This is a genomic window from Microcoleus sp. w2-18bC1 (assembly GCF_036700365.1).
Taxonomy (GTDB): domain Bacteria; phylum Cyanobacteriota; class Cyanobacteriia; order Cyanobacteriales; family Microcoleaceae; genus Microcoleus.
This window is the reverse complement of record NZ_JAUBOS010000023.1, coordinates 59,950-84,318: the sequence shown is the minus strand read 5'-3', so window position 1 is coordinate 84,318 and position 24,369 is coordinate 59,950. Positions and strand designations below refer to the sequence as shown.

The window sequence follows — 24,369 nt, the reverse complement described above, 5'->3', positions numbered from 1 at the left end:
ATCTAGGGAGTAGGGTTTCATTTTTCTCTTTCTTACCACCTCTAATATTGTACCTAATCGTTAAGCAAAGTGCTGTATATTAGTTTTTTTTGGCTGGCTAAGCTAAGACTGTGCGAGATATGCGATCCTCTTCGAGGGCTTCGCTAACGCGCGCCTCCAGCTTCTTCAATGTCGAATGAACAGCGAGTCGCTAGCGCCGTAGTGGCCAGTATTTTTAAGAATCTACTTCTTAAGTAACAGTCAGAATCTAGTTCTTAGGCAGTAGATTTTCGGAGAAGTATATAGTTAGCCTAGTAAATGTAGCACTAATAGCCAAGGATATCTTATGACTGATAATAAGCAGCCTTTTAACAAGCCGGAAGCCAATCCTGACTTCCAAGAAAAGAATGTTGACAATAGCGAAAACCAGCAGCTTCAGGCTCAGACTAACGAAAATGCAGAATCACAGGAAGATCAATCATCAGGCTCAGGCATTGGTGCGAGGATAGCTGGAGCAGCAGTTGGTGGTATACTCGGTGCTCGCTCTGGAGGAATTCTTGGTGCTGTAGCAGGCTCAGTTGCGGGCGCTATGATTGGTAAAGGTACTGCTGATACTGTTAACCGTGCTGTAGATAATTTAGGGGATGCAGCACACAGCGTAGCAGACGGTATTACACACACTGTAGAAGAGCTAGGGACAGTAGTAAAGGAAACTGCTGAGGAAGTTAGACCATCTATCAAAGCTACAGCAGAAGCAGTCAAGGAGACTGTTGAGGAAACTAAGCCTTCGATTAAAGGTATAGCCGAATCTGTCAATGAGACAGTTAGAGAAGCCAAGCCTTCTGTAGTAGATGCAGTCAAGAGTGCATCCGAGGAAGTCAAACCTACGATTAGAGAAGTAAAAGATTCAGTCAAGCAGACAGTCGAAGGTGTCAAGCCTTCTATACAAAGTGCAGCGGACTCTATTAAGAGTACGGCTGATGAAGTTAAGCCTTCTGCCAAAGCTGTAGCTCAAGAAATTGAAGGGGCAACTAAGGAGTTTAGATCGACTGTAAAAGATACAGCGAAAGCAGTTGAGCCATCTATAAAAAGTGCAGCCGAATCGCTTAAGTCATCTGGCAAGAGTGCTGCTGAATCAATGAAGTCATCTGCTCAAAGCGCCGCCGAATCTGCTAAAGGTGCAGCGCAGGATGTTAAGTCATCTGCCCAAAATGCAGCCGAATCTGCTAAAGACGCAGCGCAGGATGTTAAGCAGGATGTTAAGTCATCTGCCCACAATGCAGCCCAATCTCCTCAAGGTGTAGCGCATGATTTTAAATCATCTGCCCAAAATGCAGCCGAATTTGCTAAACCTCCAGTGCCTGATTTTAGGTCATCTGCCCAAAATGCAGCCGAATTTGCTAAACCTCCAGTGCCTGATTTTACGTCATCTGCCGAAAATGCAACCCCATCTCCTCAAGGTGCAGCGCAGGATTTAAAATCATCTGCCCAAAATGCAGCCCAATCTGCTAAACGTGCAGCGCAGGATGTTAAGTCATCTGCCCAATATCTAGCCGAATCCACCGAGGAAAATATGGATACGGATATTCACATCTCCGGCACTCCTAAACTCAAGGATCAAGTGGTCATTCATGACAAGAGAATCATTAAGGACTAGGTAAAGTAAGGACTTAAATCTAGCTTGTTCAAGTTAGCCCTAAGAGAGTTTAACAGAGAGTGGATCTTAGAAAAGAGCCCACTCTTTTCTGTTTAGGAGGAATGCGATCGCCTACGGTTTAACAGAGAGTCTATTTATTGAGGAACTCTCCCCCTGAAGAAGGAGAGATTCCGTTTCTAGACTACTGCCAGAAGTGGTTAAAACGGCTAAAGTTTTTTGTAGAAAAAGCTGCTTGATAAATCGAGAAATAGTTAGGGTCAAGCTGATGTAGCCAGTTCAACCCCTAACTATTTAATATCCAAATTGCAAAGTCACAGAAGCTTCTACCTGCTGTTCCCCTCCTACGACAGGCGTTGTAGCGTCAGCAGCAGCCATGCGAGCACCAGCCACTTGCCGATACATTGGAGGTGGCGCGATCGCACCGTTGACTTGAATGCCCAAAATCTCTCCCCGCTTCAAGTTGAGGGCGCTCAAGACTGCATCCGCTTGCGCTTGAGCATCTTGAGTTGCTTTGCGGAGTGCTTGTTTTCGAGCAGATTCGATCGCACTTTCGGTGGCGGCAAAACTCACGCCGTCGATGCGTGTGGCTCCGGCATTCACCGCATCGTCAAGCAAAGTGCCGGCAGATGCAGTATTAATCCGAAAACTGACGGTATTGGTCGCCGTATAGCCTGTCAAGCGCTGTTGGTTGTTGTCGAAGTTATAAATGGGATTGAGGGTGATGCCTGCAGTTTCGAGTTTTTCGACTTGGCGCGATCGCAGCAACTCTACCACAGCGGACGATCGCCTCGCCGCTTCCTGCTGCACCTCGGCCGCCGTTTTCCCCTGCACCTCAACCCCCAGCCGCACTTGCGTTTGAGTTGTTGGAATCGCTTCCACACCCCGGCCAGTGACAGTCAGCGTTCTGATCCGCTGTTCTTGAGCCACCGCCGGATCTAATCCCACAAAACTCACGAGAGTTAAGGTTAAACACAACGCTGTTACCAGACTGCGGAAGTTAATGCGATCGCGACGTTGCAAATTTGAATTCATAAACTTGATTCTCCTCACATACCACAGATGCTATACTTTACCTTCCCACTGAAATTGCTAAATATCCGGGTTGTTACATTTTTCGCAACTACAAAAATAGTCCGTACTTCTGAATAAATTATGAGTTATTATGATGTCCGCAGGACGCTCCACTAAAAAATTGGTGTTCTGGGTCAAATAAGACGTTTGGCAACGATAAATATAGAAACCCACCCAGTTTATGACACTCCGACGTAACTCTTATTTCATTTTAAATAAAATTTAAAAATGAAAAATTGTTAAAAGATGCAATCCTTAAAACAAGTTGCTCGCCGACTAAAAAAAGAGACTTACGCTGTTTATTTAGCCAGTACAGATCAGAGAGTACCTTGGTACGCCAGAATTTTAGCAGGGCTTACGGTTGCCTATGCTTTTAGCCCGATCGACTTAATTCCTGACTTCATACCGATTCTTGGCTACTTGGACGATTTGATAATTGTACCTGTGGGCATTTGGCTGGTACTGAAGATGATTCCGCCACAGGTTTTAGCCGAGTGTCGGGAAAAAGCAGCCGCAGAAATAGAGCGAGGAAAACCGATAAATCGGGCTGCCGCTGTTGTGATTATTGCCATTTGGATTGGCTTGGGAATATTAGCAGCAATTTGGCTGACACGGATATTTAAACGTTAAAAAAAATTATCTATCTATTTATAGTGTAGGGTCCGCGCCGAGCACCTTACCTTAAACAACTCGCGTGACCCAAAAATATTTAAAGTTAAAAAAATCACCTATCTAGTTATAATATAGGGTGCGCCTAGCGCACCTTACGTTAAAAAAACTCGCAGTATCGCATACCAAGTATTATTTACCGCTTAAAAAATTAAACTAACTTTCTAGCTATGACTCAAACCACTGATTTCCTCAGCCACCTCAACCCATCTCAGCGCCAAGCAGTCGCCCATTATAACGGGCCGCTGTTAGTAGTAGCGGGCGCTGGTTCCGGCAAAACCAGAGCTCTAACTTACCGAGTTGCTAACTTAGTTCGCACGCATCGAGTCGATCCTGAAAATATTCTCGCGGTGACATTTACAAATAAAGCCGCCAGGGAGATGAAAGAAAGAATTGAGAAATTGCTGGCAACTCAGCAAGCTGAAGCCGAATATGGCAAACCTTTGGTAGACTTAGCCCCGGATGTGCAGACGAAATTGCGATCGCAAATTTACCAAAGAATTACCAAACACATTTGGATGGGAACTTTTCACTCTTTGTGCGGCCGCATTCTCCGCTACGATATTGAAAAATACCAAGACGAAAAAGGCCGCCAGTGGAAGAAAAACTTTTCGATTTTTGACGAGTCAGATGCTCAAAGTCTCGTTAAACAAATCGTCACCAAAATACTGAACCTCGACGACAAGAAATTTGACCCGCGAAAAGTCCGCTATGTCATAAGCAACGCTAAAAATAAAGGTTTGTCGCCTCAAGAATACCAAGCAGCAGAACCGGATTATCGAGGTCGCGTGATTGCCGATGTTTACAGTCGCTACCAAGACGCTTTAGCAGCAAACAATGCCCTAGATTTTGATGATTTAATCCTCGTTCCTGTTAAACTTTTGAGCCAAAACGAGGAAGTATTAAGTTACTGGCATAAAAAGTTTTGCCATATTTTAGTTGACGAATACCAAGATACCAACCGCACTCAATATGATTTGATTCGGATGTTGGTGACAAATAACGCCGACCCGAAAAGCTTCGATAAATGGCAAAACCGCTCGATTTTTGTCGTGGGCGATGTCGATCAATCAATTTACAGCTTTCGGATGGCAGATTATACCATCTTGCTGGAATTTCAAGAGGATTTCGGAGATGGTTTGTCCGACGAGAAGACTGGGACAATGGTAAAATTAGAGGAAAATTATCGATCGCGCGAAAACATCCTGCAAGTCGCGAACCACTTGATCGAACACAATACCGAACGGATAGAAAAAATTCTGCGCCCGACTCGCGAACCGGGAGCTCCGATTGTTGTCTGGCGCGCCGACAACGAATTAGATGAAGCGGAATTTGTAGCAGGTCAAATTCATTCCTTAAAGCGCCAAAACTCCGAATACGAAAACGGCAGTAACTTTGCCATTCTCTACCGCACGAACGCTCAATCTCGCTCCTTTGAAGAAGCGTTAATGCGTTTAGACCTTCCCTACAATATTGTCGGCGGTCTAAAGTTTTACGATCGCAAAGAAATCAAAGATATCCTAGCATACCTGCGGACGCTTGCCAATCCCGACGATAGCGTCAGCCTCAAACGTATCATCAATACTCCCCGCCGCGGGATTGGGGATACCACATTTTCCAAAGTCGAAGACGCTGCAACTCAATTGGGCATTCCGTTGTGGGAAATCCTCAGCGATGAATCTTCTGTCAATACTCTCGCAGGGCGATCGGCAAAAGCTATTATTAAGTTTGCCGAAATGATTGGCCGTTGGCAATCGCAAGTTGAAACCCTGCCGGCTTCGCAAATTGTCCAAGGAATTATCCAAGATTCAGGCTACATTGAAGATTTGAAAAATCAAGGAACCGAGGAAGCAGAAAATCGCATAGAAAACGTCAGAGAATTGTACAATGCAGTGCTGCAATTTGAAGAACAAAACGAAGAACCGACGCTGACATCATTTTTAGCAAAAGCATCTTTAGCATCCGATTTAGATGACTTGCAGGAAGAAGATTCCCGCGTGTCGCTGATGACGCTGCACTCAGCAAAAGGATTAGAATTTCCCGTGGTATTTCTAGTCGGGATGGAACAGGGTTTATTTCCCAATTTCCGCAGCTTGGACGACCCCAAAGCGATCGAAGAAGAACGCCGTTTGTGCTACGTCGGCATCACTCGCGCCCAGGAATTGCTATTTCTCACCCACACTCGCGAACGTCGCCTCTGGGGAGGTTTCCGGGAACACTGCACCCCTTCGCTATTCTTAGGAGAATTGCCGCCGCATTTGCTGGCTGGAAGTGCGAAGAAAACTAAAGCCGGGAAAACGGCTGCATCTAAAGGAAAAACTAATAATTCAGCAGCAAATTCTGCGAGTTCTAAAGCGGGAAACAATGGACAATCGGTGGATTGGCAAACGGGCGATCGGGTTTTTCATCATGCTTTTGGAGTTGGAGAAATTACCCACGTTTTGGGAGAAGGCGATAAAACTAATCTGGCAATTAAGTTTTCAGGTTTGGGCAGAAAAATCATCGATCCGAGAACAGCTAAGTTGCAGCGAGTTTAAGTAAAAATATAGCTAAGCATCTGCGTTAATCTGCGTTAATCTGCACACATCTGCGGTTTCCCTATCCATCCAAGATTTATGCAATAACTCTAATCAGTTAAACTTCGCATTGCTAATAACGCCGCCCCATAAGCAGCCGCAGTATGAATCGGCGTTAATACAGACACTTTTAAATAACGCTTTCTAATCGCACTCCAAACCGCATTTTTAGCCCCGCCGCCAGCAGTATAAACTTTTGTCAAAGGAGTTGCACCCAATTCTTGCAATAATTGATATCCCCGCGCTTCAATCCGCGCTATGCTTTCTAGCAAACCGTGCAGAAATTCCACTGAATCAGTTGGACGCGGTTCGAGTTGGGGTGGCAAATTCGGGTCATTAATCGGAAAGCGATCGCCCTTTTTCAACAATGGGTAATAATCCAGCAAACTCTCTTGTGCTGGATCAATTTGTGTGCTATAGTTATCCAACTCAACATCAGTAAAAAAGTGTCGCAGCACCGCACCTCCGGTATTAGAAGCACCTCCAACTAACCACAAATCGCCTAATTTGTGACTGTAAATCCCGTATCTAGAATCATCGACGCGGGTATGACTTAACAGTTTGACTGCTAGTGTAGAACCGAGAGAAGTTACTGCTTCCCCCGGTAAATTGACACCGCTTGCTAAAAATGCTGCGATGCTATCGGTTGTACCAGCACAAACTGTACAATCGCGGGGAAAACCGAAGCGATCGCCCACTTGAGATATCACTTCCCCCACAGGCGTCCCCGGTGCGACAACTTGCGGCAATTCAGGAGTTGCAGCGCCCGCAATTCCCTGTGTCAGCCAATTCGGATAGCACAAAGTATCAACATCAAAACCCAGTTTCAAAGCATTGTGATAGTCGCTAATTCCTAATTTTCCGTGCAGCAGAAATGCCAGCCAGTCAGCTTGATGCAGGAAAACTGTAGGGGCGATTTCCTCTCGAAAGTCTTGCAACCACAGGAGTTTTGCCAGACTGGATGTTGCGCTCAATACTGTGTGGTTATCCGGCGCGATCGCCCGCAACCTCTCTGTCACCGCTGCACCACGCGCATCATTGTATAAAATCGGTTCGCATACTGGTATACCCTCCGTATTGCACAGCATGACAGTGGAAGATGTGCCGTCAAGGGCGATCGCCCTTACCTGATTGCGGATTGCTGGGGGAATTTGCTCGATCGAATCCCACAGCGCATTTTGCCACACCGAGGGCAATTCAGGCTGTTGTTGCCCGTTGTTGGCAAAAGTATATTCTGTCTCACAATGTATTGTACCCTGGGAGTCTATGACAGTCGATCGCGCGCCCGTGGTGCCGAAATCTATTCCCAAATAAAGATTCATTTGCCACTCCCGCGAATTTTCCTATATTTGACGAAACCACAAAGTTTATTTGCGTCTTATGGTTGTTTCTAACCCAGCTTTTTATGCTGCGGAAAATTTGGATTTAATTAGAGCATAAATTTCTAATCATTGAATTTTCCCGGCTTAATTTATGAAATATTTTCCCCTACTACCGTGCTTCTACATAGTCACAGAGCGTAGTGGGTTGGGGAAGCGGTAAACCTTCTTCTCGCAATCCTTCTAAGTGAAATTCGATTGCTTCTTTAATTTGCTGCTGTACTTCCGCAAGGGTAGCGCCTGTGGCTGCACATCCGGGCAAATCTGGTGGATATGCTGAATAATTATTGGGTGTTTTTTCAATCACAATGGCATAACGCATTAGTTGTTTTGCTCATCTTTATGATTTGTTTCCCTCTGCCTGTAGTTGTTTAATAATATCTCTGACTTTAATTGACATTTATTACTAACATAATTAGCAGCAAGGAACGAAATGACGAAAAGCCGATAACTCAGTAAAAAAGGTTTTAAATAAAAGACTTGATAAAGGGCTGAAATCGCTATATACCACAGCTTACCGCTCTCGCTGCCAGAAGAGAAGAACCACCACACCGAAACCAACTACCCAAAGTTTCCCCGAACACCACCCACCCGAAACCCCAAACCCAACAGCAAACCCCAGCCCCCCAACCGTCCGCCCCCCCACTCGGGAGGTGACCTGATGTTGCTTGCAGATTAAAGGTTAGGTGATCGTACTTCAAGCAACTACCTCCTTTTCGCCAACCGACGCGATCGCCCAGCTTGCATTCACTCTCATAACCAACTTTGCCCCCCACTTCCAACCAAATTTTTTTCTGGACGCTAAAACCAAAGCGACCCTGACTATATTTTACCCACAACTGATCGATGGTGCGTAAATCATCGCAAGGAAAATTCTTGATCGAGTCCCTATCCAAATAACCTCCTTGGTTCTCCCGTCTCGCAGCTTTCAGCATTACCTTGAGTGTTTCCCCATCCGCCTCTTTCCACTCCCCTGCTGCTAATAAATCCCGCAGACGAGTATAGTCAACACCCCGCGCTGATTTAAGCGAGTCTGGTGGCGGAGGAGGTACTTGAGGTGATGGTTGAGGCGATCGAGTACCAAGATCCTGCAAAACTTCAGTAGCAGATTGATAACGTTTTTTAATAGCAGGTTGTATCATTTTATCTAAAACCTGACCCAGTTCCGAGCTGACAGATGCTTTTAAGTGTTCTCGCCACACCCACTCAAACTCGCTATCATCGAATAAATCAATCGGCTCAACCTGAGTTAACAGACACAGACAAGTCACACCCAGACTATAAATATCACTAGCAGGAATCGGTTTACCGTTGGCTTGTTCTGGTGCCATATATCCAGCCGTACCGATTCTCGTTCCCGTTAGCCCTAGAGCCGTTTGTGTCGCATATTTCGCGGCTCCAAAGTCAACTAAAACCATTTGCCCATCTTGCCGAAGAATAATATTTTCGGGCTTGATATCTCGGTGAATAACTTGGCGAGAGTGAATGAACTCGAATACTGGCAATAAATTATTAAGTAAGTCGCGAATCTGCGTTTCGCTAAAATATCCCTTAGATTCTAGTGCTTCGGCTAAATTTTCACCGTCGATGAATTCTTGGACTAAATACTGCCGTCCATCTTGACTAAAATATGCTAATAAGTCGGGAATTTGAGAATGTTTACCCAACTGTTCTAGGCGTACTGCTTCAAGCTCAAATAACTCAGCAGCTTTCTGGATACTAGAAATGCCTTGAAATTGGGGGTAAAATTGTTTAATAACGCAGGGAGGTTTAGATGGTTTATACTCGTCAATAGCTAGAAAAGTGCGCCCAAATCCCCCTTGTCCAATAATTTTTTGGGCTCCGTAGCGATCGCCCAATAGCAGTTTATTCCCACATTTTTGACAAAATTTTGTATAGCCAGACGGGTTTTGGAATAGGCAATCAGGGTTTAGACACTGGCTCATAAAATATGCTTAGAGATTACAGATTAAAGCTCTGGATGCGATGCCAGCGCACATGGTGTTAAATGTGGAACAGCAGATCCCGGTAAGGACATCGCATTGCCTTTCATCGTGTCAACTTAAGTCTGAAACCTGTGTATCTCTCGCTTTTATCCGAGGCCAGATCCCCCTAAATCCCCCTTAAAAAGGGGAGTAGGGGTTGACTTTGATCGGACTCTTGTCCCCCCCTTATTAAGGGGGGCTAGGGGGGATCTGGCCTCGACGATAAACAGCAGTCTATGACTACGTTTGACCTTAAGTTGAGACTAATAGGCACTGCCTAAGTCCCCACTCAAAACTCGTTAAACTTTTGTCCCGCACTCAGGACAAAAGTTATTCGTCGAAACATTCTTCGCGCCGCAACTGGGACAATAAACCAACTCCGCAGAGTGCAACTTGCTACGATCGGGCAAACCAACCATTTGAGCATTGCTCTTACCTGGAACTACCATCGGATAGCAGTTTTCGTCCCTCGTCACCTTCACGTTGATCAGCACTGGGCCGTCGTGAGCGAGCATTTGGGCGATCGCATCTTTGAGTTCCTCCGGTTGCGAAACCAGCATCCCTCTCACGCCGTAAGCTTCAGCCAGCATCACAAAATCCGGCATCCCCACAGTCATATTCGACGACGAATAACGCTCGCCGTAGAACGCCTGCTGCCACTGCCGCACCATGCCTTGCCAGCCGTTATTTACAATCACAATCTTGACATTAATGCCGTATTGTGCTAATGTTCCCAGCTCTTGAATATTCATTTGCACGCTAGCATCGCCAGCAATACAAATGACTTGCTCATCGGGTAGCGCCATTTTCGCGCCCATCGCCGCCGGCACCCCGAAACCCATCGTTCCCAAACCAGCGCTGGAAATCCAGCGGCGCGGCCCGTTGTTCAAGAATTGAGCCGACCACATTTGATGTTGACCGACATCTGTTGTGTAGTAAGCATCTGGCGCTTGAGTAGCCAATTCCGAAATCACCTCTTGCGGAGCCAAAATATCTGGGTAATGAGGCACAACTAACGGATAGTCCTGTTTCCAGTGATCGATCCTCTGCAGCCATTCCGCAGTCTGTCCGGTCTTCCCCGAAACTCCAGTTTCCCGACAGCGGCGCAGCAAATCGAGCAAAACTTGGCGGACATCTCCGACAATCGGCACGTCAGGGCCGCGATTTTTGCCTACTTCCGCCGGGTCGATATCGATGTGAATCACCTTAGCGCGCGCGGCAAACTCGTCTAATTTTCCCGTCACGCGATCGTCAAACCTCGCCCCTACAGCAATCAGCAAATCGCACTCGGTAACGGCAAAATTAGCGTAAGCAGTGCCGTGCATCCCTAGCATTTTCACCGACAAAGGATGGTTTTCATCAAAGGAACCTTTGCCCATCAGCGTTGTCGTCACCGGCAATTGGAAAAGTTCGGCGAGTTCCTTAATTTCCTCGTGGGCCCCCGCCGCGATCGCCCCGCCGCCCACATAAAGCAAAGGACGCTTTGCTTCCTTCAGCAAATGAATTGCTTGATTAATTTGCCGAGGATTTCCCTTCACCGTCGGCCGGTAGCCCGGAATTCTCACTGCTCCGGGTTCCACGGGCAGATAGTCAAATTCTTCCAAACCCACATCCTTGGGTACATCAACCAAAACAGGCCCCGGCCGCCCTGTACTCGCGATGTGGAAAGCTTCTGCCACAATTCGCGCCATATCTCTGGGGTCGCGCACTACATAGGAATGCTTGACAATTGGCAGGGTAATCCCGTAAATATCTGTTTCCTGAAACGCATCAGTACCGATCGCCGCACGGGGCACCTGACCAGTAATAATTACCATCGGGATCGAATCCATGTGGGCTGTCGCAATCCCCGTCACTAAATTAGTTGCACCAGGGCCAGAAGTAGCAAAACAAACCCCAACTTTGCCAGTAGCGCGGGCGTATCCGTCAGCCGCGTGAGCAGCGCCTTGTTCGTGGCGCACCAGAATATGTTTGATAGCGCCAGTTTCTTCGGCGCGGTAGAGTTCGTCGTAAAGCGGCAGAATTGCACCGCCGGGATAACCAAAAATATGCTTGACGCCGTGGCGGATCAAGCTGTCAATCAGAGCAAATCCACCAGTTGCACGCTTGATGGTCACTTTAGTTTTTAGTTGCACAGTATTTCCTTCCTTAAACTAATTATGATTTTTAATGAAAGCTTTTATACTACTTTAATCTCAATTAATGAAACTAGGAAAATTTAAGTGGTGAGATTTTACAAAAGATTTCGCGATCGCAGAGGGTTCGACCGATCGAGACATTGTGGAACACCAGAGGAAGAAAAGAAACAGAGGAAATCGCGGCTTCTATGCCGGTGTACCGCTATATGACGCTTGTATAGCATTCGTTCTGCGGCCTTCGACAAGAAAAACCATCGTTTCAGCAATTAAGAACGTCCTAATCATCAGGGCGGTTGCTATGTTATCGATCGATCGCGAAAAGAAAGCCATCTTCCCTCTTACCATAGGTGTCAACACTAGCCTAAAACCGTTGATAAATCTTGTTTAGACGCGAGTATCGCTCCCCCTCCCATTCCCGTTAGGAAGGGAAACTAAAGAGAATGCTCCGGTTCCCCCCAACTCTCAGGGGATCTGGACAATCATCGTCAAACAGTAGATCGGTACTACATTTGACGTTAAGTTGACACCCCTCCCCTCTTCTATCTTCCTTCTTCCTTCTTCCTTCTTCTTTATTCCTTATTCCTGACATCCGTTACATCCGTTACACAATCCGTTGCCGAACTTCCTTCTTTGCAAAGTTTACAGAACATCCTGCAAGACTTTGCGAGTATGTTTCCAAGCTGCCATTCCCATCACCGAAACCAAAAAGCCCAAACTCAGCAACACGATCCGCAAGCCGACGTCATCCGAGCCGACTGCTTTGCTGACAGCATCCGTCAGAGGGCCAGTAATCGCTAAAGGCAGGCTCAGAGCAATATTAATCGCATTGTTCTCAAATCCAAAGACTTTGCCCCGCATAGATTCTGGAGTTTTTTCTTGAATCAGAGCTTGCATCGGGCCGTTAATTAAGGAAGCACCAAAACCGAACAAAGCGCTCAATCCGAATCCCACCCATAACTGTCGAGTAAAGGCAAACATTGCTAATACAAAACCCATCATCAAGAAACCGATTAAAGGCAGAGGTTTGTGGTGCATTCGATGACCCCAGTGTCCCAAAAAGGCTGCACCGAAGACCATTCCAATTCCCGCAGCAGCGAGCAAAAAGCCAAATTGAGTTTCTTTGAGACCTATTTTGCCTGAAAGTGCGATCGCCAGCACCTGAAGCGCTGCAAACACCGAATACAAAATCGTCAACTGCACCATCGCGTTGCTGACAAGGTGATTGTGTTTCAAATAGCGCAAACCTTCTTTGAGATCTTGCCAAGGATGGACGTTTTTGCCACTGCTGCCGGCATGACTTTCTTTGATCCGCATGGCATAGATCAAACCTGCCGATATCAGGTACAACCCGCCCAGCAAAAACTCTTGAGAAGCTGCCCCGAAGCTGTGTTTGACCCAACTAAACAGCGGTTCGCCGATCGTCATCCCGACAATAATCCCGCCCATTGTGGACGAGGCGAACAGCGCATTTGCTGACATCAGTCCCTCTCGCCCCACGGCCAGGGGGATTGCCGCCTGCTCTGCCGGAGCAAAAAATTGCGTTACGGTAGAGATCAAAAACGTCATCGTCAGCAAAACCACAAAAGCTTTGGGCAAAAACGGCAAAGCTATAATCAACCCGGCTCGAATCACGTTGCAGGCGATCAGCATTTGCTTTTTGGAAAAGCGGTCTACCACGATACCGGCTACGGAACCAAAGACGATCGCCGGCACGGTGTAGGCGATCATCACTGCTGACAGCATTGAATTTTCCGAATGTTGCCAAGAAACTGGCCAGGGTCGGTAGTCGCCGGTTTTCAGCAGAATAATCAGCAATACATAAAAAATTTTATCCGCCACTTGGGCTAATAACTGGCCCGTCCACAAGGCGAGGAAGGGGCGATTTCTCAGTAGGGCATCAAGCCCGCTGCGGTCAGGGGGAGGGCTGGCTGGGTGCATAGGAATAGTTTAACTGACCGCCTCTGGCAATTATAGTTTTCAGCAATATGTGCAAATCTGACATAGCAAAGCGGAAACTCGGAAAACTCCTGTCTCCTGCGTTCTTTTTCTGTTTTAGCAGATCGGCGGGGGACGCCTGCTGCTGTCTTTCTTAACTCTACCGCGATCGGCCGGAGCCGAGAGCCCGCGCCCCTGGAAAATTCCAGAATATTGTTAAAGGTTGGCGTGCATTTCATCGCGAGTACAAGATACGGTAATATACTTGACAAAATACTTGCTGCTGGCAGTGATATTAAAAGATGTCACGCCGATTAAGTAATATAACGAAGGTACTAACTGTTAGGAGTGAGAAACTTGAAAAAGGTTGAAGCTATTATTCGCCCCTTTAAACTAGACGAAGTGAAAATCGCACTCGTCAATGCTGGTATTGTGGGGATGACTGTTTCTGAAGTTAGAGGTTTTGGCCGTCAGAAGGGCATGACAGAACGCTATCGCGGTTCTGAGTACACCGTTGAGTTCTTGCAAAAGCTCAAGGTGGAGATTGTTGTGGAAAACGATCAGGTTGACATGGTGGTTGATAAAATTATCGCGGCTTCCCGCACGGGCGAGATTGGCGACGGCAAGATTTTCATCTCCCCTGTAGAACAAATTATTCGGATTCGGACTGGGGAAAAGAACTTGGAGGCAATCTAAGATACTGGGGCATTGGGCATTGGCCAAACAGGCGAAACAGGTAATGGGTCATCGGCAACTTCATTGCCAACGAAAAACCTCTTTCCTGTTTAGTTGTGATACCTAAGTGTCAATATCCAATGCCACAGTTACCCCATATTTTGGCTTTTTTCTTCATTATGGGTTGACAATGTTGGCTACTTGTGGTAGGAGAGCATGAAAGGCTCGACCGCGGTGAGAGTGCGATCGCTTGATATCGGGTGTCATTTCTGCAAAAGTCTGTTGCTGTGCGGGTACGTAGAAAATGGGGTCATATCCGAAACCTCCCGTACCGCGAGGAGTGTGGAGGATTTCGCCACGGCAAATTCCTTCTACTTGCAAGGCAATTGTACCGTCGGGACGGGCGATCGCGATCGCGCAAACAAATTGTGCTTCCCGGTTTTGTTCGTTTCCCAATTCTTTGAGAAGTCGAGATATCCTATCAGCATCGGTTTTCCCGTACCGTGCGGAGTAAATGCCCGGTTGACCGTCGAGTGCATCTACCATTAAACCAGAATCATCGGCGATCGACCATTTGCCCGTTGCTTTTGCCACTTCAGACGCCTTCAAGCAAGCATTAGCAATAAAAGTTTCGCCTGTTTCTTCGATTTCCAACTCTTCCGGTTTTAGTTCCAATTCCCATCCCAAATCCTGAAGATAAACTTGCATTTCCTTGAGTTTACCCGGATTGCCTGTAGCTACAACTAGCAATTTGCGATCGGTCATTCGATTTTAGATTTTAGATTTTAGATTTTAGATTGACTTGCGCGAGATAAATTCGGGGGCTTGAGGATTTTAGATTTTAGATTTTGGATTGATTCCACGGATAAATCCCGTGGCGGGTACCACCTTTGAAATTCTTGGTCATTATTTCTCTTAAAACTTATGGCTCCATATTAACAAAAGATTGGGGAAATGGTTGCAACAAAATTCCCAAAATCTTATCAACATCTTGAATATAGTATTCAATCGGATCGATATAAACAGTAGTTTCCTCCAAAATCAAGAATTTCCAGTTAGTTCCAGTCGTCACCGCCCCGTAAATGCGATCGACCTCACTGTCTTGGTTTTGATTGAAACATTGGGCCGCTACCATTGCGGCCACGCATTGACCCAAACCGCCAATTATATCTTCCTTTTTTGCCTCAAAAATTGTTATAACCGGAGCAGTGATGAACAATTGTTCTGAAGAACCGCTAATAATATAATCGCAAAATCCTTGCAAACCTCTTTCTGGATCGACAGTAAAATCCTTACCGGAAAAAAGAGAAACTCGTTTGTTTAACAATCGCCTAACTTCTGCTAATATCGGGGCAATCAAAAATTCTGAACGAGCTTTTTCTGTGGAAATAAAAGTTGCTAGCGGTACATAATCAATCAGGATTGTTGTTAAAATTTCGGATGGTAAAACTGGTTTTGTTTCGGCAAATAAATTGCGACTTTCATCTAAGGTTAATCCAAAATCTTTTTTGACTCTCGCAAGACAGAAATCGCTGTAAGCCATTTGCTTTTATCCTAAAATTTATCTGATATAGCAATAGTATTTCATGGTGAGTAAGATTTTTGAACGAACCGCGAAGACGCGAAGAACGCGAAGAAGAGAAGAGAAGAGAAAGATTTCACAATTGATGGGAGGATTGCTACGGCAATACTTTTTTTAACCGCAGAGGGCGCAGAGGACACGGAGAAAGAGAGATTAGATATCAATTTATCCGCGTTTATCTGCGTTTATCTGCGGTTAAAAACTCCGATTAATTCTGCGCCCAAGCTTTCGCCCAGTTTAAGTTTTGCATAACTTCTTTCAATGTCGCCGCTTCTGAATACAGTCGCAACACCGGTTCGGTTCCGCTAAACCGAATTAACAGCCAACTTCCGTCAGCTAAGCGGAATTTATATCCGTCAACTTTGTTGCAATCTACAACTGCTTTGCCGGCGATTTCTGTTAATGGTTGATTTTGCAGCAGCGACAGCAAACGCGACCTTTCTTCCATGTTTGCTAGGTGCAAGTCGATTCTGTCATAAGCTGAAGTAAAGCTTGTTTCTTGTTGCAGTCGGCTGTAAATTTTGCTTAAGTCTTCCCCGGATTTGACAACTGCTTCTAATAAGTACAGCGCTGACAGTAAAGCATCTCGTTCGGGGATGTGTGTACCGTAGCCAATTCCACCCGATTCTTCGCCGCCGACTAAGACTTGGGTGGTTAACATTCGATCGGCTATATACTTGTAACCGATCGGCGTTTCAAATAATGGCAAGTTGTACAGCTTGGCAATTTTGGGAATTATGTCTGAACCGCTGACTGTTTTGATGACTTCCCCGGTCAAGCCGCGCCGTTTTGCTAAATGTTCGATTAATATGGGAACTAGGATTTGTGAACTGAGGAAGTTGCCGCTAGAGTCAACTGCTGCAATTCGATCGCTATCTCCGTCAAATACAAATCCGATTGACAAACCAGAACTTTTTCGCTGGTGAGTACGCATCACCCGAAATAACTGCGACAGGTAGCGCGGCAAAGGTTCCGGTGCACCGCCACCAAACAGCGGATCTCGATCGCTGTTGACTTCATGTACCGTTTCTTCTAAAATTTGAGCTAATCCTCCGGCGGCGGCACCGTGCATTACATCTACAAATACTGTAATTTTGTCGCTGGCGATCGCTTCTTTAATCGCCTCAATATCTACCATTTCCCGCAAGGTTTTGCAGTAAGCGGGCCAAGGATTGAAATTCTCCAATTTGCCGGGAGTTGCTGAAAGTGCCGCCGGATTTTCGAGTTTGGCTTCTATCTGTTGAGTAACTTCGGGGGAAACTGAACCGCCAAATCCGCCCTTGACTTTTAACCCTAAATATGCGCCGGGATTGTGGCTGGCTGTCAGGACGATCGCACCCAAAGCATTTAATTGTTGGGCAGCTAAACTGAAAGCTGGAGTGGGGGCGTAGGATTCGCTAAGTAGCACGTCAAATCCTGCGTTTTGGATTGCAATAGCCGCTGTTTGGGCAAATTCTTCAGCCAGAAATCGGCGGTCGTAACCGACAATTACAGTACCGCTGCTGCCATCGCTACCACCAGTTTGTGCGAGAACTTGTGCCGCTAGGGGAGCGACTAACGCTACGCGATCGAATGTAAAATCGTCAGCAATGATACCGCGCCAGCCATCTGTACCGAATTTAATAGGATTCATTTAGTCACAAGTCATGAGTCACCCGTCTATTTTATGGGTTTATCAGTCGATCGTCATCTGATTTTAGATTTTAGATTTTAGATTTTAGATTTGGGAATCGCTCCCATAGCCTGTACTGTGGCTGTTGACTGTTGACTGCTGACTGTTAGTTGTCATTAGCCTTGCTTGATAGATTATGTTGGGCGGAGTGAAACGGAGGGTTCGTCCCTCAACCCAACCTACTAATTACTGTTAACTGCCAAATGCCAAATGCCAACTGCCAACTGTCAACTGTCAACTGTCAACTGACTAAAAGAAAGCCGGTTGGTGGCGGATCAAATTCAGGAATTCTTCGCGAGTTTTCTGTTCTTCTTGAAACACGCCCAACATGGCACTCGTAACTGTCCAAGAACCGGGTTTTTGCACACCCCGCATCGTCATGCACATATGGCTGGCTTCCATTACTACAGCTACTCCCTGCGGTTCCAATATTGTCTCAACGGCTTCGGCAATTTGGCGCGTCAAACGTTCTTGCACCTGCAATCGGCGGCTGTACATCTCGGCAATTCGGGCTAATTTGCTCAGTCCCACTACTTTTTGGTTGGGAATGTAAGCGATGTGAACTCGGCCCATAAACGGCAGCATATGGTGTTCGCACATACTGAATACGCTGATGTCTCGCACCAGTACCATTTCGTTGTGACCTTCGTCAAAGATAGCGCCGTTAAGAAGTTCTTCGAGGGATTGACTGTAGCCGCTGGTGAGAAACCGCATTGCTTCTGCTACCCGCTTCGGGGTTTTGAGCAATCCTTCCCGTTCAGGATCTTCTCCTACTCCCAGCAGAATTGTCCGAACGGCGGCCATCATTTCTTCTTGGCCTACTTCTGAGGGTACGGGTATGTGGGATTCTTGACCGTGCGAGGAATTGCGATCGGGTCGAGTGGGGATGCGCGGGGAGTTGTTCTCTGCGGTTTGTAACAGTTTCATGCTGTCAGTCGAGAGTGAGTTCGAGCCATTGGAATCGGCGGAAGATGCAATTGTCATAACAAGTTGGTGTGAGGGTGAATCGATTTTCGATTTTCGATTTTAGATTTTCGATTGGGGGATATATAGCCTTTCTCAAAAATGTGAGGTACGAATTTTGACCTGGAAAGCTTGACATTACAGGGTTTCTGTATACCTCATTTATCGGAGAACCGCTATAGCTAGAGATTCAAAGATTGTTGAATTCGAGAAAAATCCAGCAGTCTAAAATCTCAAGTTCACAAAACTCCTGCGTTGGACATGAGGGTGATTTCTTCAATTACTGCACTTGCTGGCAACTGAACTGCGTGCAGAATTGATTGGGCGACGATTTCTGGGGTTAACATGGCGGTGCGATCGAAGTCGGCGTCTACGGTGTCTGTGTCCCACAGGGGAGTGTTGACAGAACCCGGACAGATTGCTGTTACGCGAATTCCGTGAACCCGTTCTTCGGCGGCTAAGGTTTTAGACAAAGCCATGAGACCGAATTTGCTAACGCAGTAGGCTCCCCAGTTGGGGAAGGCTTGGGTGCCGGCGATCGAGGAAACGTTGATGATGATTCCTGATCGGCGATCGCGCATGGAGGGCAAAACTCCTAAAATGCACTGCCAAACGCTAGTTAGATTGAGGTCTAGAACGCTCTGCCACTCGGCTAGCGGCGTTTCCGTCAAAGAGCCGGTGTAGCCCATGCCAGCGCTGTTGACCAGGATATCTACGGAACCCAATTGAGCTGCGATCGCGCTGATGCTGCTTTGCACTTGCTCAATTTTTGCCAAGTCTAAGGGATAAGCTTCTGCTTTCACTCCGACTGCTCGGGCTGCTGCGGCAACGGCTTCTAAGTTTTCCGACTCTCGGCTAACTAAGGCCAGATTTATGCCCTCGGCGGCGAACGCTAGAGCCGTCGCTTTGCCAATACCGCTGCTGGCTCCGGTAATCAGAGCCTGCTTTGTTGTGGGATGGTTCATTCAGTGTCCTAATACTTTCGCTCGGCAAGTCCCTCAAGCGTTGCAGCCTTCTTCGCCAAATTAGAAAGCTGTCTGCTGCGGGTGATCACAGTTAATTATGAGATCAACATTAAGAACTGTTAAGCCGGTGTCACCTGAGAAATTATAACACTGCTGACTGATTCGCAGAATAGTGACTGGTGAGTTATCACTTATGAGTTGGAAGTTAAGAGATTTTCACTCATAACCGATAACTCTGAATCGATCGGCTCAAGCCGCAATTTCAGTGAATACACCGATGTGGCGAAACTTTTGATACCGGAGATCGCGTCGCTGCTGACCCGTAAGCTGGGTTAGTTCTGCTAAGTTTTCTAACAAAGCTTGTTTGAGTATGGACGCAGCTTTGAGGGGATTTGAGTGAGCGCCACCGATCGGCTCTGGTACTATTTGATCGAGAACGCCGAGGTTTTTCAAATCCCAGGAAGTAATTTTCAGGGCTTCTGCGGCCAAGTTCGCTTTGCCAGAGTCTTTCCAGAGAATCGCTGCGCAAGCTTCGGGAGTGGCGACGGTGTAGACGGAATGTTCCAGCATCAACAGCCGCTCGCCGACACCGATACCCAATGCGCCGCCGGAACCGCCTTCGCCGATGACGGTGCAAATAATGGGAACGTCGAGGCGAAACATTTCTCGGAGGTTACAGGCGATCGCCTCTCCCTGTCCGAGCTGTTCTGCTTCTAAGCCCGCCCAAGCCCCCGGAGTGTCGATAAAGGTGAAAATTGGCATTCCGAAGCGATCGGCGTGTTCCATCAACCGCAGGGCTTTGCGATAGCCACCGGGAGCAGCCATGCCGAAGTTGCGGGCGATATTGTCTTTTGTGTCGCGCCCTTTTTGATGGCCAATGATGACTGTAGGACGCCCGTCTATGCGGGCAATTCCGCCGACGAGGGCGGGGTCGTCTCCGCCGCGCCGATCGCCGTGAAGCTCGATCCACTCGTCGCTAATTGCCTGAATGTAATCGAGGGTGCTGGGGCGGCGCGGGTGACGGGCGAGTTGCAGCCGCTGCATGGGGGACAAGCTGCTGAAGATTTCTTGTCGCAGTTGGGCGGAACGCGCTTCGAGTTTGCGAATTTCGTCGGTGACATCGACGCTGTTTTCTGCGGCGAGTTCGCGAATCTGGTGAATTCGGGTTTCGAGTTCGGCCAGGGGCTTTTCAAAATCTAAGAGTAAGGGTTTACGGTCTGGGTTTGGCACGCTGATAATTTCTATAAGGTTTTGTCAGGTTTTGTCGATCGACTATTTCCAGATCCTACCCTGTCAGGGGATGCTGAAAAAGAGGGGAAATTTGGAAGTTTTAAATTTTGAATTATGCTTGGCTTACTAAGCTTGTTGAAAACCAGAGGCTGGAGCCTCGTTTTTTGCTACACTATTTTTGCTTGCTGCTGATTTTTACGCCCCTCTTTCCCCCCGGCCCTGGGTTCCCCACCGCCACAAAAGGCCTAACCCTGCTGAACTGTTCCCAGTCCAAAAAGCGACACCAGCGCGATCGAACTCACCCATTCGGAAGCTGTAACAGCCCTGTCTATATTACCTTTTGTCGCCAAAATTCAAAGATCAGAAGACTTGAAGACAAACTATTGCCACCAATCACATCGGCTGGTTCCGAACTGCCAACTACTTTTTTTTGGGTTGTGCGATCGGATCTAATGTTAATAGTTAACTGTTAAAAATTCACTATTAACTGTATAAAAAAAGTTACTGGTTATTATCAGAAAAACTTTCCTCAATAACCAATAACCACAACAAATCACATCAAACTGACATTAATAAAGGTCTGAAACCGTGCTTGACAGAAATATGACCGATTTGTTCCATCTTCTCCACTGTAATTTGATTCCGTCCCCAAGAAAAATTGGTATACATTTTTTCAAATTCCAGCAGCATTGATTCAGCAAAACAGGCAAACAACTGTCGGCCCGGTACATCCATATTGACAATCTTCATAATTTTCCACTCAATATCGAGGGAATGCTCCACAATGCCGCCATTGAGTACGTAAATTTCTGGATGCTGAACCTGAGTTGCCAGATTTTTCGGATAGCCACCGTCAATCAATAAACATGGTTGCTTCAATGTCTTAGGGTCAATTTCTACTCCCTTGGGCATACTGGCTACCCAGACTACAATATCCGCTTGGGGGAGGGCTTCTTCCAAGTCCATAATTTTGCCTCGCCCCAATTCCGATTGCAAATCTTGTAATCGTTCTTTGTCGCGGGCAATGAGCAACAATTCTGCTACATTTGTTTTAACATTCAGCCAGCGACACACAGCACTGCCAATATCGCCAGTAGCACCACAAACGGCTACCGTGGCTTTTGAAAGTTCAATCCCCAATTTAGGGGCTGCTTCTTCTACTTGGCGACAGAGGATGTAAGCTGTGTGAGTGTTACCGGTGGTGAAGCGTTCAAACTCCAACTTGAGATTGCGAATTTGCTTAATTTGCTGCAAGTTGAAAGTCTCAAAAATGATCGAAGAAAAGCCGCCCAAAGCAGTGATGTTAATCCCGTTTTTTTGAGCGTGTGCCATCGCATTAAGGATTTTGCGAGTGGCTGCTTTAATCCGGCGAGTGGCTAGCATTTCTGGCAGAAAACAGGACTCCACATAGCGGCCTTCTATTTTTTGTCCAGTGATGCTTGTTACCGTGATCTGATCAACTATTTGGGGCGGTGCGCTGCACCAAAAATCGAGACCTTGATCGGCATATTCTGGATAGCCCAGCTCGTTAGCTACTGATTGGGCGTGTTCTAAGCTGGTTAAGTGACCGATTAGACCAAACATTAAGTTGTCAAATGAAGGAAGATTGAAAATGGAGGATAGAAGATGGAAGATGGAAGATGGAAGATGGGAAGATTAAAAATTTATATTTTAAAATGAGGTATCCCAATTTTAATTTTTAATTTTTAATTTTTTTCCCATTCCTTATTTCCAAATTAACTAGGCTGCGAGGCCTTGTGCTGACATCCGCATGATATCACGGTTGTTAAAGCCTATGTTACCTAGGGCTTCCCCGTAGGCAATCATAAAGTCTTCAATTAAAGCGTCTTTTTCCATTCCCAAAACGCGGGCATCGTCTGCAACAGAGTTTAGCAGTCTCCAGATGATGGGCAGGTTTTGGCGGTTGGCAGCTTCGAGTTCGGCTTTTGATTCCTCAAAGTGAGCCTGCAGCCAGACTTCCCCAAAGTTGAGGTGGCTGTATTCTTCTTTGACGACGCCTTCGGTGATTTTGCGAGCAAAGTCATCGGCGACGGGGATGTAGATGTTGTAAGCTGCGATCGCAAAACACTCGATAATTAGCGATTGAATCAACAAGCAAGTTACAATCTGACCTTGGGCCGCGGCCGTCTGGAAGTTTTTGTGCAATTCCGAAAAGAACTGCTTGGCAAATGCCATGTCCGGCGTGACTTTAAGATTCCGGCCACAAGCTTGGAAGCCTTTCATGTGGCGGTTCTCCATCTTGGACAAGCCAACTAACTCTGCTTTTTTGTCAGCCAACAGTTCGGCCAGTGTCAGGTAATTGTCGTGAGCTTCTTGTTCGCCTTCAATCACAATGGCGTTGATGCGGCTGTAAGCATCTTTGTAAGTTTCGGTTTGAAAGTCAATTGTTGGGCTGGCCTCAAGCTGGGGCATAGATATGTAGTCTCCTTATATAAGCTTCCGGGATGTTTGGAAACCCCTTTAAAATGGGGGGTCAGTGACAGTACACTTTACCTATTTTGAACGCACCCCATCTAAATCACAGATTATAGCTGAGGATGCTTTCGACAAAGAACTTTTCTTTGACGTTCCGGGAAAAACTGGCGTCAAGCGTGCGTGTTTGGCGGACTTTTGCCGTCGAACACTCCAGAAAGACTATCGCTAGAATGCTATCTATTTACTAATTACTTGAATTAGTCGTTAGTCGATCTTTTGCCCGGAAATAGATGATAGAAATACGGTCTATGTCTCCACCTTTCAGGGTTTTACAGTACCAACTCTATCTATAACATTATATCCTAATCACAACTTCCTCCCTAGGTACTCCTTCTTTCCTTCTACGACTATTATGTTGTTGTATGGGAATCGGGGATGCGATCGGGTTGGAGAACCTCACAGGCTTATTATTTTAGGTTAATTCACAAATTTATGGGTAAATCCTTTGACAGGTCTCAAGCGCTGGAACTGCTGAGTTTTATTTTGTTGCTGGCGGGTGCTGCGCTGGTGCTGCTGCCACTGGCTGCTGTATTCTTGGTTTCAATATCACCATCGGGTGTCGGTGTCAAGGCCACCGGCCTGACTTTTGCGAACTATCAGGAGGCTTGGCGACGGGGCAATTTTTTGTTGGCATTCCTTAATTCTACTCTAGTGGCGATCGCAGTGACGGGTTTTCAGGTGGTGACTTCTGCTTTGGCCGGTTATGCTTTGGCCAGGCTGAAGTTTCGGGGGCGACAGGCCCTAGTTTTGGGGGTTTTGGCAACGCTGGTAATTCCGTTTCAGCTTTTGGTGATTCCCATTTTCTTGGTTTTGAAGTGGGGTCATCTGCTGAATACTTACGGGGCGCTGATTTTGCCGACGGCTGCTAATGGTTTTGGGATTTTTCTGCTGCGCCAGTATTTTATGACCGTTCCCGTGGAGTTGGAGGAGGCGGCAATGCTGGATGGGGCTAACCGCTGGCAGGTTTTATGGCAGGTGATGTTACCTTTGGCCCGCCCTGCTTTGGTGACGCTGTTTTTGTTTACGTTTATCGGGGAGTGGAACGATTTGTTTAAGCCGCTGGTGTTTACGACGCGGCCGGAGTTGCGGACTGTGCAGTTGGTTCTGGCTGAGTTTCAGGAACAGTTTACTAGCAGTTGGCAGTTGTTGATGGCGGCGGTGGTAATTGGCACAGTGCCGGTGGTGTTGCTATTTTTGGCCGGTCAACGGCAGTTTATTCGGGGGATTGCGGCGACGGGGATTAAGAATTGAGTTAGAAATGCTTGGCAATTAAGTTTGTATTCATTTTTTGAACCCTTCTTTAGAACAGGCAAGATGCCTGTTCCACAAGAACATTTAGTATTTGTGGAACAGGCATCTTGCCTGTTGCTGACATTGGTGCAAGATTGGAGTTTGTA

The 24,369-nt window shown here is 46.7% G+C and carries 20 protein-coding genes; 6 read left to right on the top strand and 14 right to left on the bottom strand.

Annotated features, from left to right (window positions below; genetic code table 11):
• Window positions 1-325 precede the first annotated feature (325 nt).
• Window positions 326-1,636 carry a hypothetical protein gene (locus QT979_RS14715; RefSeq protein ID WP_333214412.1) on the top strand — a complete coding sequence of 437 codons (1,311 nt, stop codon included), beginning with the start codon at window positions 326-328 and terminating at the stop codon, window positions 1,634-1,636.
• 291 nt (window positions 1,637-1,927) lie between these two features.
• Here QT979_RS14715 and QT979_RS14710 read toward each other — a convergent pair whose 3' ends face one another.
• Entirely contained in the window at window positions 1,928-2,668 is a 741-nt protein-coding gene (locus QT979_RS14710; protein ID WP_333214410.1) for an SIMPL domain-containing protein, read from the bottom strand.
• Between the two features lie 285 nt (window positions 2,669-2,953).
• On the opposite strand from QT979_RS14710, the gene QT979_RS14705 reads away from it, so the two are divergent.
• On the top strand, window positions 2,954-3,337 hold the full coding sequence (locus QT979_RS14705; protein WP_333214408.1) for a YkvA family protein: 384 nt from the start codon (window positions 2,954-2,956) through the stop codon (window positions 3,335-3,337).
• 209 nt (window positions 3,338-3,546) lie between these two features.
• Window positions 3,547-5,913 (top strand): DNA helicase PcrA, encoded by a 2,367-nt coding sequence (gene pcrA, locus QT979_RS14700; protein ID WP_333310756.1) that lies wholly within the window; start codon window positions 3,547-3,549, stop codon window positions 5,911-5,913.
• Window positions 5,914-6,002: 89 nt separating this feature from the next.
• On the opposite strand, the gene QT979_RS14695 is transcribed toward pcrA, so the two are convergent.
• The 5 genes from QT979_RS14695 to QT979_RS14675 form a co-directional block, all read right to left on the bottom strand.
• Complete coding sequence (locus QT979_RS14695; RefSeq protein WP_333310754.1) at window positions 6,003-7,274, bottom strand: FGGY-family carbohydrate kinase; 1,272 nt, start codon at window positions 7,272-7,274, stop codon at window positions 6,003-6,005.
• A 169-nt stretch (window positions 7,275-7,443) separates the two neighbouring features.
• Window positions 7,444-7,653: a type II toxin-antitoxin system HicB family antitoxin gene (locus QT979_RS14690; RefSeq protein WP_333310752.1), complete on the bottom strand. Its 210-nt coding sequence runs from the start codon at window positions 7,651-7,653 to the stop codon at window positions 7,444-7,446.
• A 178-nt stretch (window positions 7,654-7,831) separates the two neighbouring features.
• Window positions 7,832-9,277: a serine/threonine-protein kinase gene (locus QT979_RS14685; RefSeq protein ID WP_333310751.1), complete on the bottom strand. Its 1,446-nt coding sequence runs from the start codon at window positions 9,275-9,277 to the stop codon at window positions 7,832-7,834.
• A gap of 338 nt (window positions 9,278-9,615) precedes the next feature.
• On the bottom strand, window positions 9,616-11,451 hold the full coding sequence (gene ilvB / locus QT979_RS14680) for a biosynthetic-type acetolactate synthase large subunit (RefSeq protein ID WP_333310749.1): 1,836 nt from the start codon (window positions 11,449-11,451) through the stop codon (window positions 9,616-9,618).
• Between the two features lie 642 nt (window positions 11,452-12,093).
• Window positions 12,094-13,392: an MFS transporter gene (locus QT979_RS14675; protein WP_333214397.1), complete on the bottom strand. Its 1,299-nt coding sequence runs from the start codon at window positions 13,390-13,392 to the stop codon at window positions 12,094-12,096.
• Between the two features lie 354 nt (window positions 13,393-13,746).
• On the opposite strand from QT979_RS14675, the gene QT979_RS14670 reads away from it, so the two are divergent.
• Window positions 13,747-14,085, top strand: a complete 339-nt coding sequence (locus tag QT979_RS14670) for a P-II family nitrogen regulator (protein WP_006633346.1) — start codon at window positions 13,747-13,749, stop codon at window positions 14,083-14,085.
• A gap of 156 nt (window positions 14,086-14,241) precedes the next feature.
• Here the strand turns inward: QT979_RS14670 and rdgB are convergent, their stop codons facing one another.
• From rdgB to QT979_RS14630, 8 genes are all read right to left on the bottom strand, one after another.
• Window positions 14,242-14,829, bottom strand: a complete 588-nt coding sequence (rdgB, locus tag QT979_RS14665) for an RdgB/HAM1 family non-canonical purine NTP pyrophosphatase (protein ID WP_333310747.1) — start codon at window positions 14,827-14,829, stop codon at window positions 14,242-14,244.
• 157 nt (window positions 14,830-14,986) lie between these two features.
• Complete coding sequence (locus QT979_RS14660; RefSeq protein ID WP_333310745.1) at window positions 14,987-15,607, bottom strand: hypothetical protein; 621 nt, start codon at window positions 15,605-15,607, stop codon at window positions 14,987-14,989.
• A 247-nt stretch (window positions 15,608-15,854) separates the two neighbouring features.
• A complete protein-coding gene (locus QT979_RS14655) occupies window positions 15,855-17,279 on the bottom strand; it encodes a phosphoglucomutase/phosphomannomutase family protein (RefSeq protein WP_333310743.1) in 1,425 nt (474 codons plus the stop codon).
• Window positions 17,280-17,567: 288 nt separating this feature from the next.
• Window positions 17,568-18,302, bottom strand: a complete 735-nt coding sequence (gene folE, locus QT979_RS14650; protein ID WP_333214387.1) for a GTP cyclohydrolase I FolE — start codon at window positions 18,300-18,302, stop codon at window positions 17,568-17,570.
• A 218-nt stretch (window positions 18,303-18,520) separates the two neighbouring features.
• Window positions 18,521-19,246: an SDR family oxidoreductase gene (locus QT979_RS14645; protein ID WP_333310741.1), complete on the bottom strand. Its 726-nt coding sequence runs from the start codon at window positions 19,244-19,246 to the stop codon at window positions 18,521-18,523.
• A 249-nt stretch (window positions 19,247-19,495) separates the two neighbouring features.
• Window positions 19,496-20,476, bottom strand: coding sequence for an acetyl-CoA carboxylase carboxyl transferase subunit alpha (accA, locus tag QT979_RS14640; protein ID WP_333080460.1), 981 nt, complete (start codon window positions 20,474-20,476; stop codon window positions 19,496-19,498).
• 558 nt (window positions 20,477-21,034) lie between these two features.
• A complete protein-coding gene (locus QT979_RS14635; RefSeq protein WP_333080458.1) occupies window positions 21,035-22,060 on the bottom strand; it encodes a long-chain acyl-[acyl-carrier-protein] reductase in 1,026 nt (341 codons plus the stop codon).
• A 156-nt stretch (window positions 22,061-22,216) separates the two neighbouring features.
• Window positions 22,217-22,909: an aldehyde oxygenase (deformylating) gene (locus QT979_RS14630; protein ID WP_333073769.1), complete on the bottom strand. Its 693-nt coding sequence runs from the start codon at window positions 22,907-22,909 to the stop codon at window positions 22,217-22,219.
• A 64-nt stretch (window positions 22,910-22,973) separates the two neighbouring features.
• On the opposite strand from QT979_RS14630, the gene QT979_RS14625 reads away from it, so the two are divergent.
• Complete coding sequence (locus QT979_RS14625) at window positions 22,974-23,141, top strand: hypothetical protein (RefSeq protein ID WP_333214383.1); 168 nt, start codon at window positions 22,974-22,976, stop codon at window positions 23,139-23,141.
• A 263-nt stretch (window positions 23,142-23,404) separates the two neighbouring features.
• Window positions 23,405-24,223: a carbohydrate ABC transporter permease gene (locus QT979_RS14620; RefSeq protein ID WP_333204076.1), complete on the top strand. Its 819-nt coding sequence runs from the start codon at window positions 23,405-23,407 to the stop codon at window positions 24,221-24,223.
• Window positions 24,224-24,369 lie beyond the last annotated feature (146 nt).

Coding starts and splice junctions, on each gene's coding strand:
- QT979_RS14715 (WP_333214412.1), top strand. CDS start 326: ATGACTGATAATAAGCAGCCTTTTAACAAGCCGGAAGCCAATCCTGAC.
- QT979_RS14710 (WP_333214410.1), bottom strand. CDS start 2,668: ATGAATTCAAATTTGCAACGTCGCGATCGCATTAACTTCCGCAGTCTG.
- QT979_RS14705 (WP_333214408.1), top strand. CDS start 2,954: ATGCAATCCTTAAAACAAGTTGCTCGCCGACTAAAAAAAGAGACTTAC.
- pcrA (WP_333310756.1), top strand. CDS start 3,547: ATGACTCAAACCACTGATTTCCTCAGCCACCTCAACCCATCTCAGCGC.
- QT979_RS14695 (WP_333310754.1), bottom strand. CDS start 7,274: ATGAATCTTTATTTGGGAATAGATTTCGGCACCACGGGCGCGCGATCG.
- QT979_RS14690 (WP_333310752.1), bottom strand. CDS start 7,653: ATGCGTTATGCCATTGTGATTGAAAAAACACCCAATAATTATTCAGCA.
- QT979_RS14685 (WP_333310751.1), bottom strand. CDS start 9,277: ATGAGCCAGTGTCTAAACCCTGATTGCCTATTCCAAAACCCGTCTGGC.
- QT979_RS14675 (WP_333214397.1), bottom strand. CDS start 13,392: ATGCACCCAGCCAGCCCTCCCCCTGACCGCAGCGGGCTTGATGCCCTA.
- rdgB (WP_333310747.1), bottom strand. CDS start 14,829: ATGACCGATCGCAAATTGCTAGTTGTAGCTACAGGCAATCCGGGTAAA.
- QT979_RS14660 (WP_333310745.1), bottom strand. CDS start 15,607: ATGGCTTACAGCGATTTCTGTCTTGCGAGAGTCAAAAAAGATTTTGGA.
- QT979_RS14655 (WP_333310743.1), bottom strand. CDS start 17,279: ATGAATCCTATTAAATTCGGTACAGATGGCTGGCGCGGTATCATTGCT.
- folE (WP_333214387.1), bottom strand. CDS start 18,302: ATGACAATTGCATCTTCCGCCGATTCCAATGGCTCGAACTCACTCTCG.
- QT979_RS14645 (WP_333310741.1), bottom strand. CDS start 19,246: ATGAACCATCCCACAACAAAGCAGGCTCTGATTACCGGAGCCAGCAGC.
- QT979_RS14635 (WP_333080458.1), bottom strand. CDS start 22,060: ATGTTTGGTCTAATCGGTCACTTAACCAGCTTAGAACACGCCCAATCA.
- QT979_RS14630 (WP_333073769.1), bottom strand. CDS start 22,909: ATGCCCCAGCTTGAGGCCAGCCCAACAATTGACTTTCAAACCGAAACT.
- QT979_RS14620 (WP_333204076.1), top strand. CDS start 23,405: ATGGGTAAATCCTTTGACAGGTCTCAAGCGCTGGAACTGCTGAGTTTT.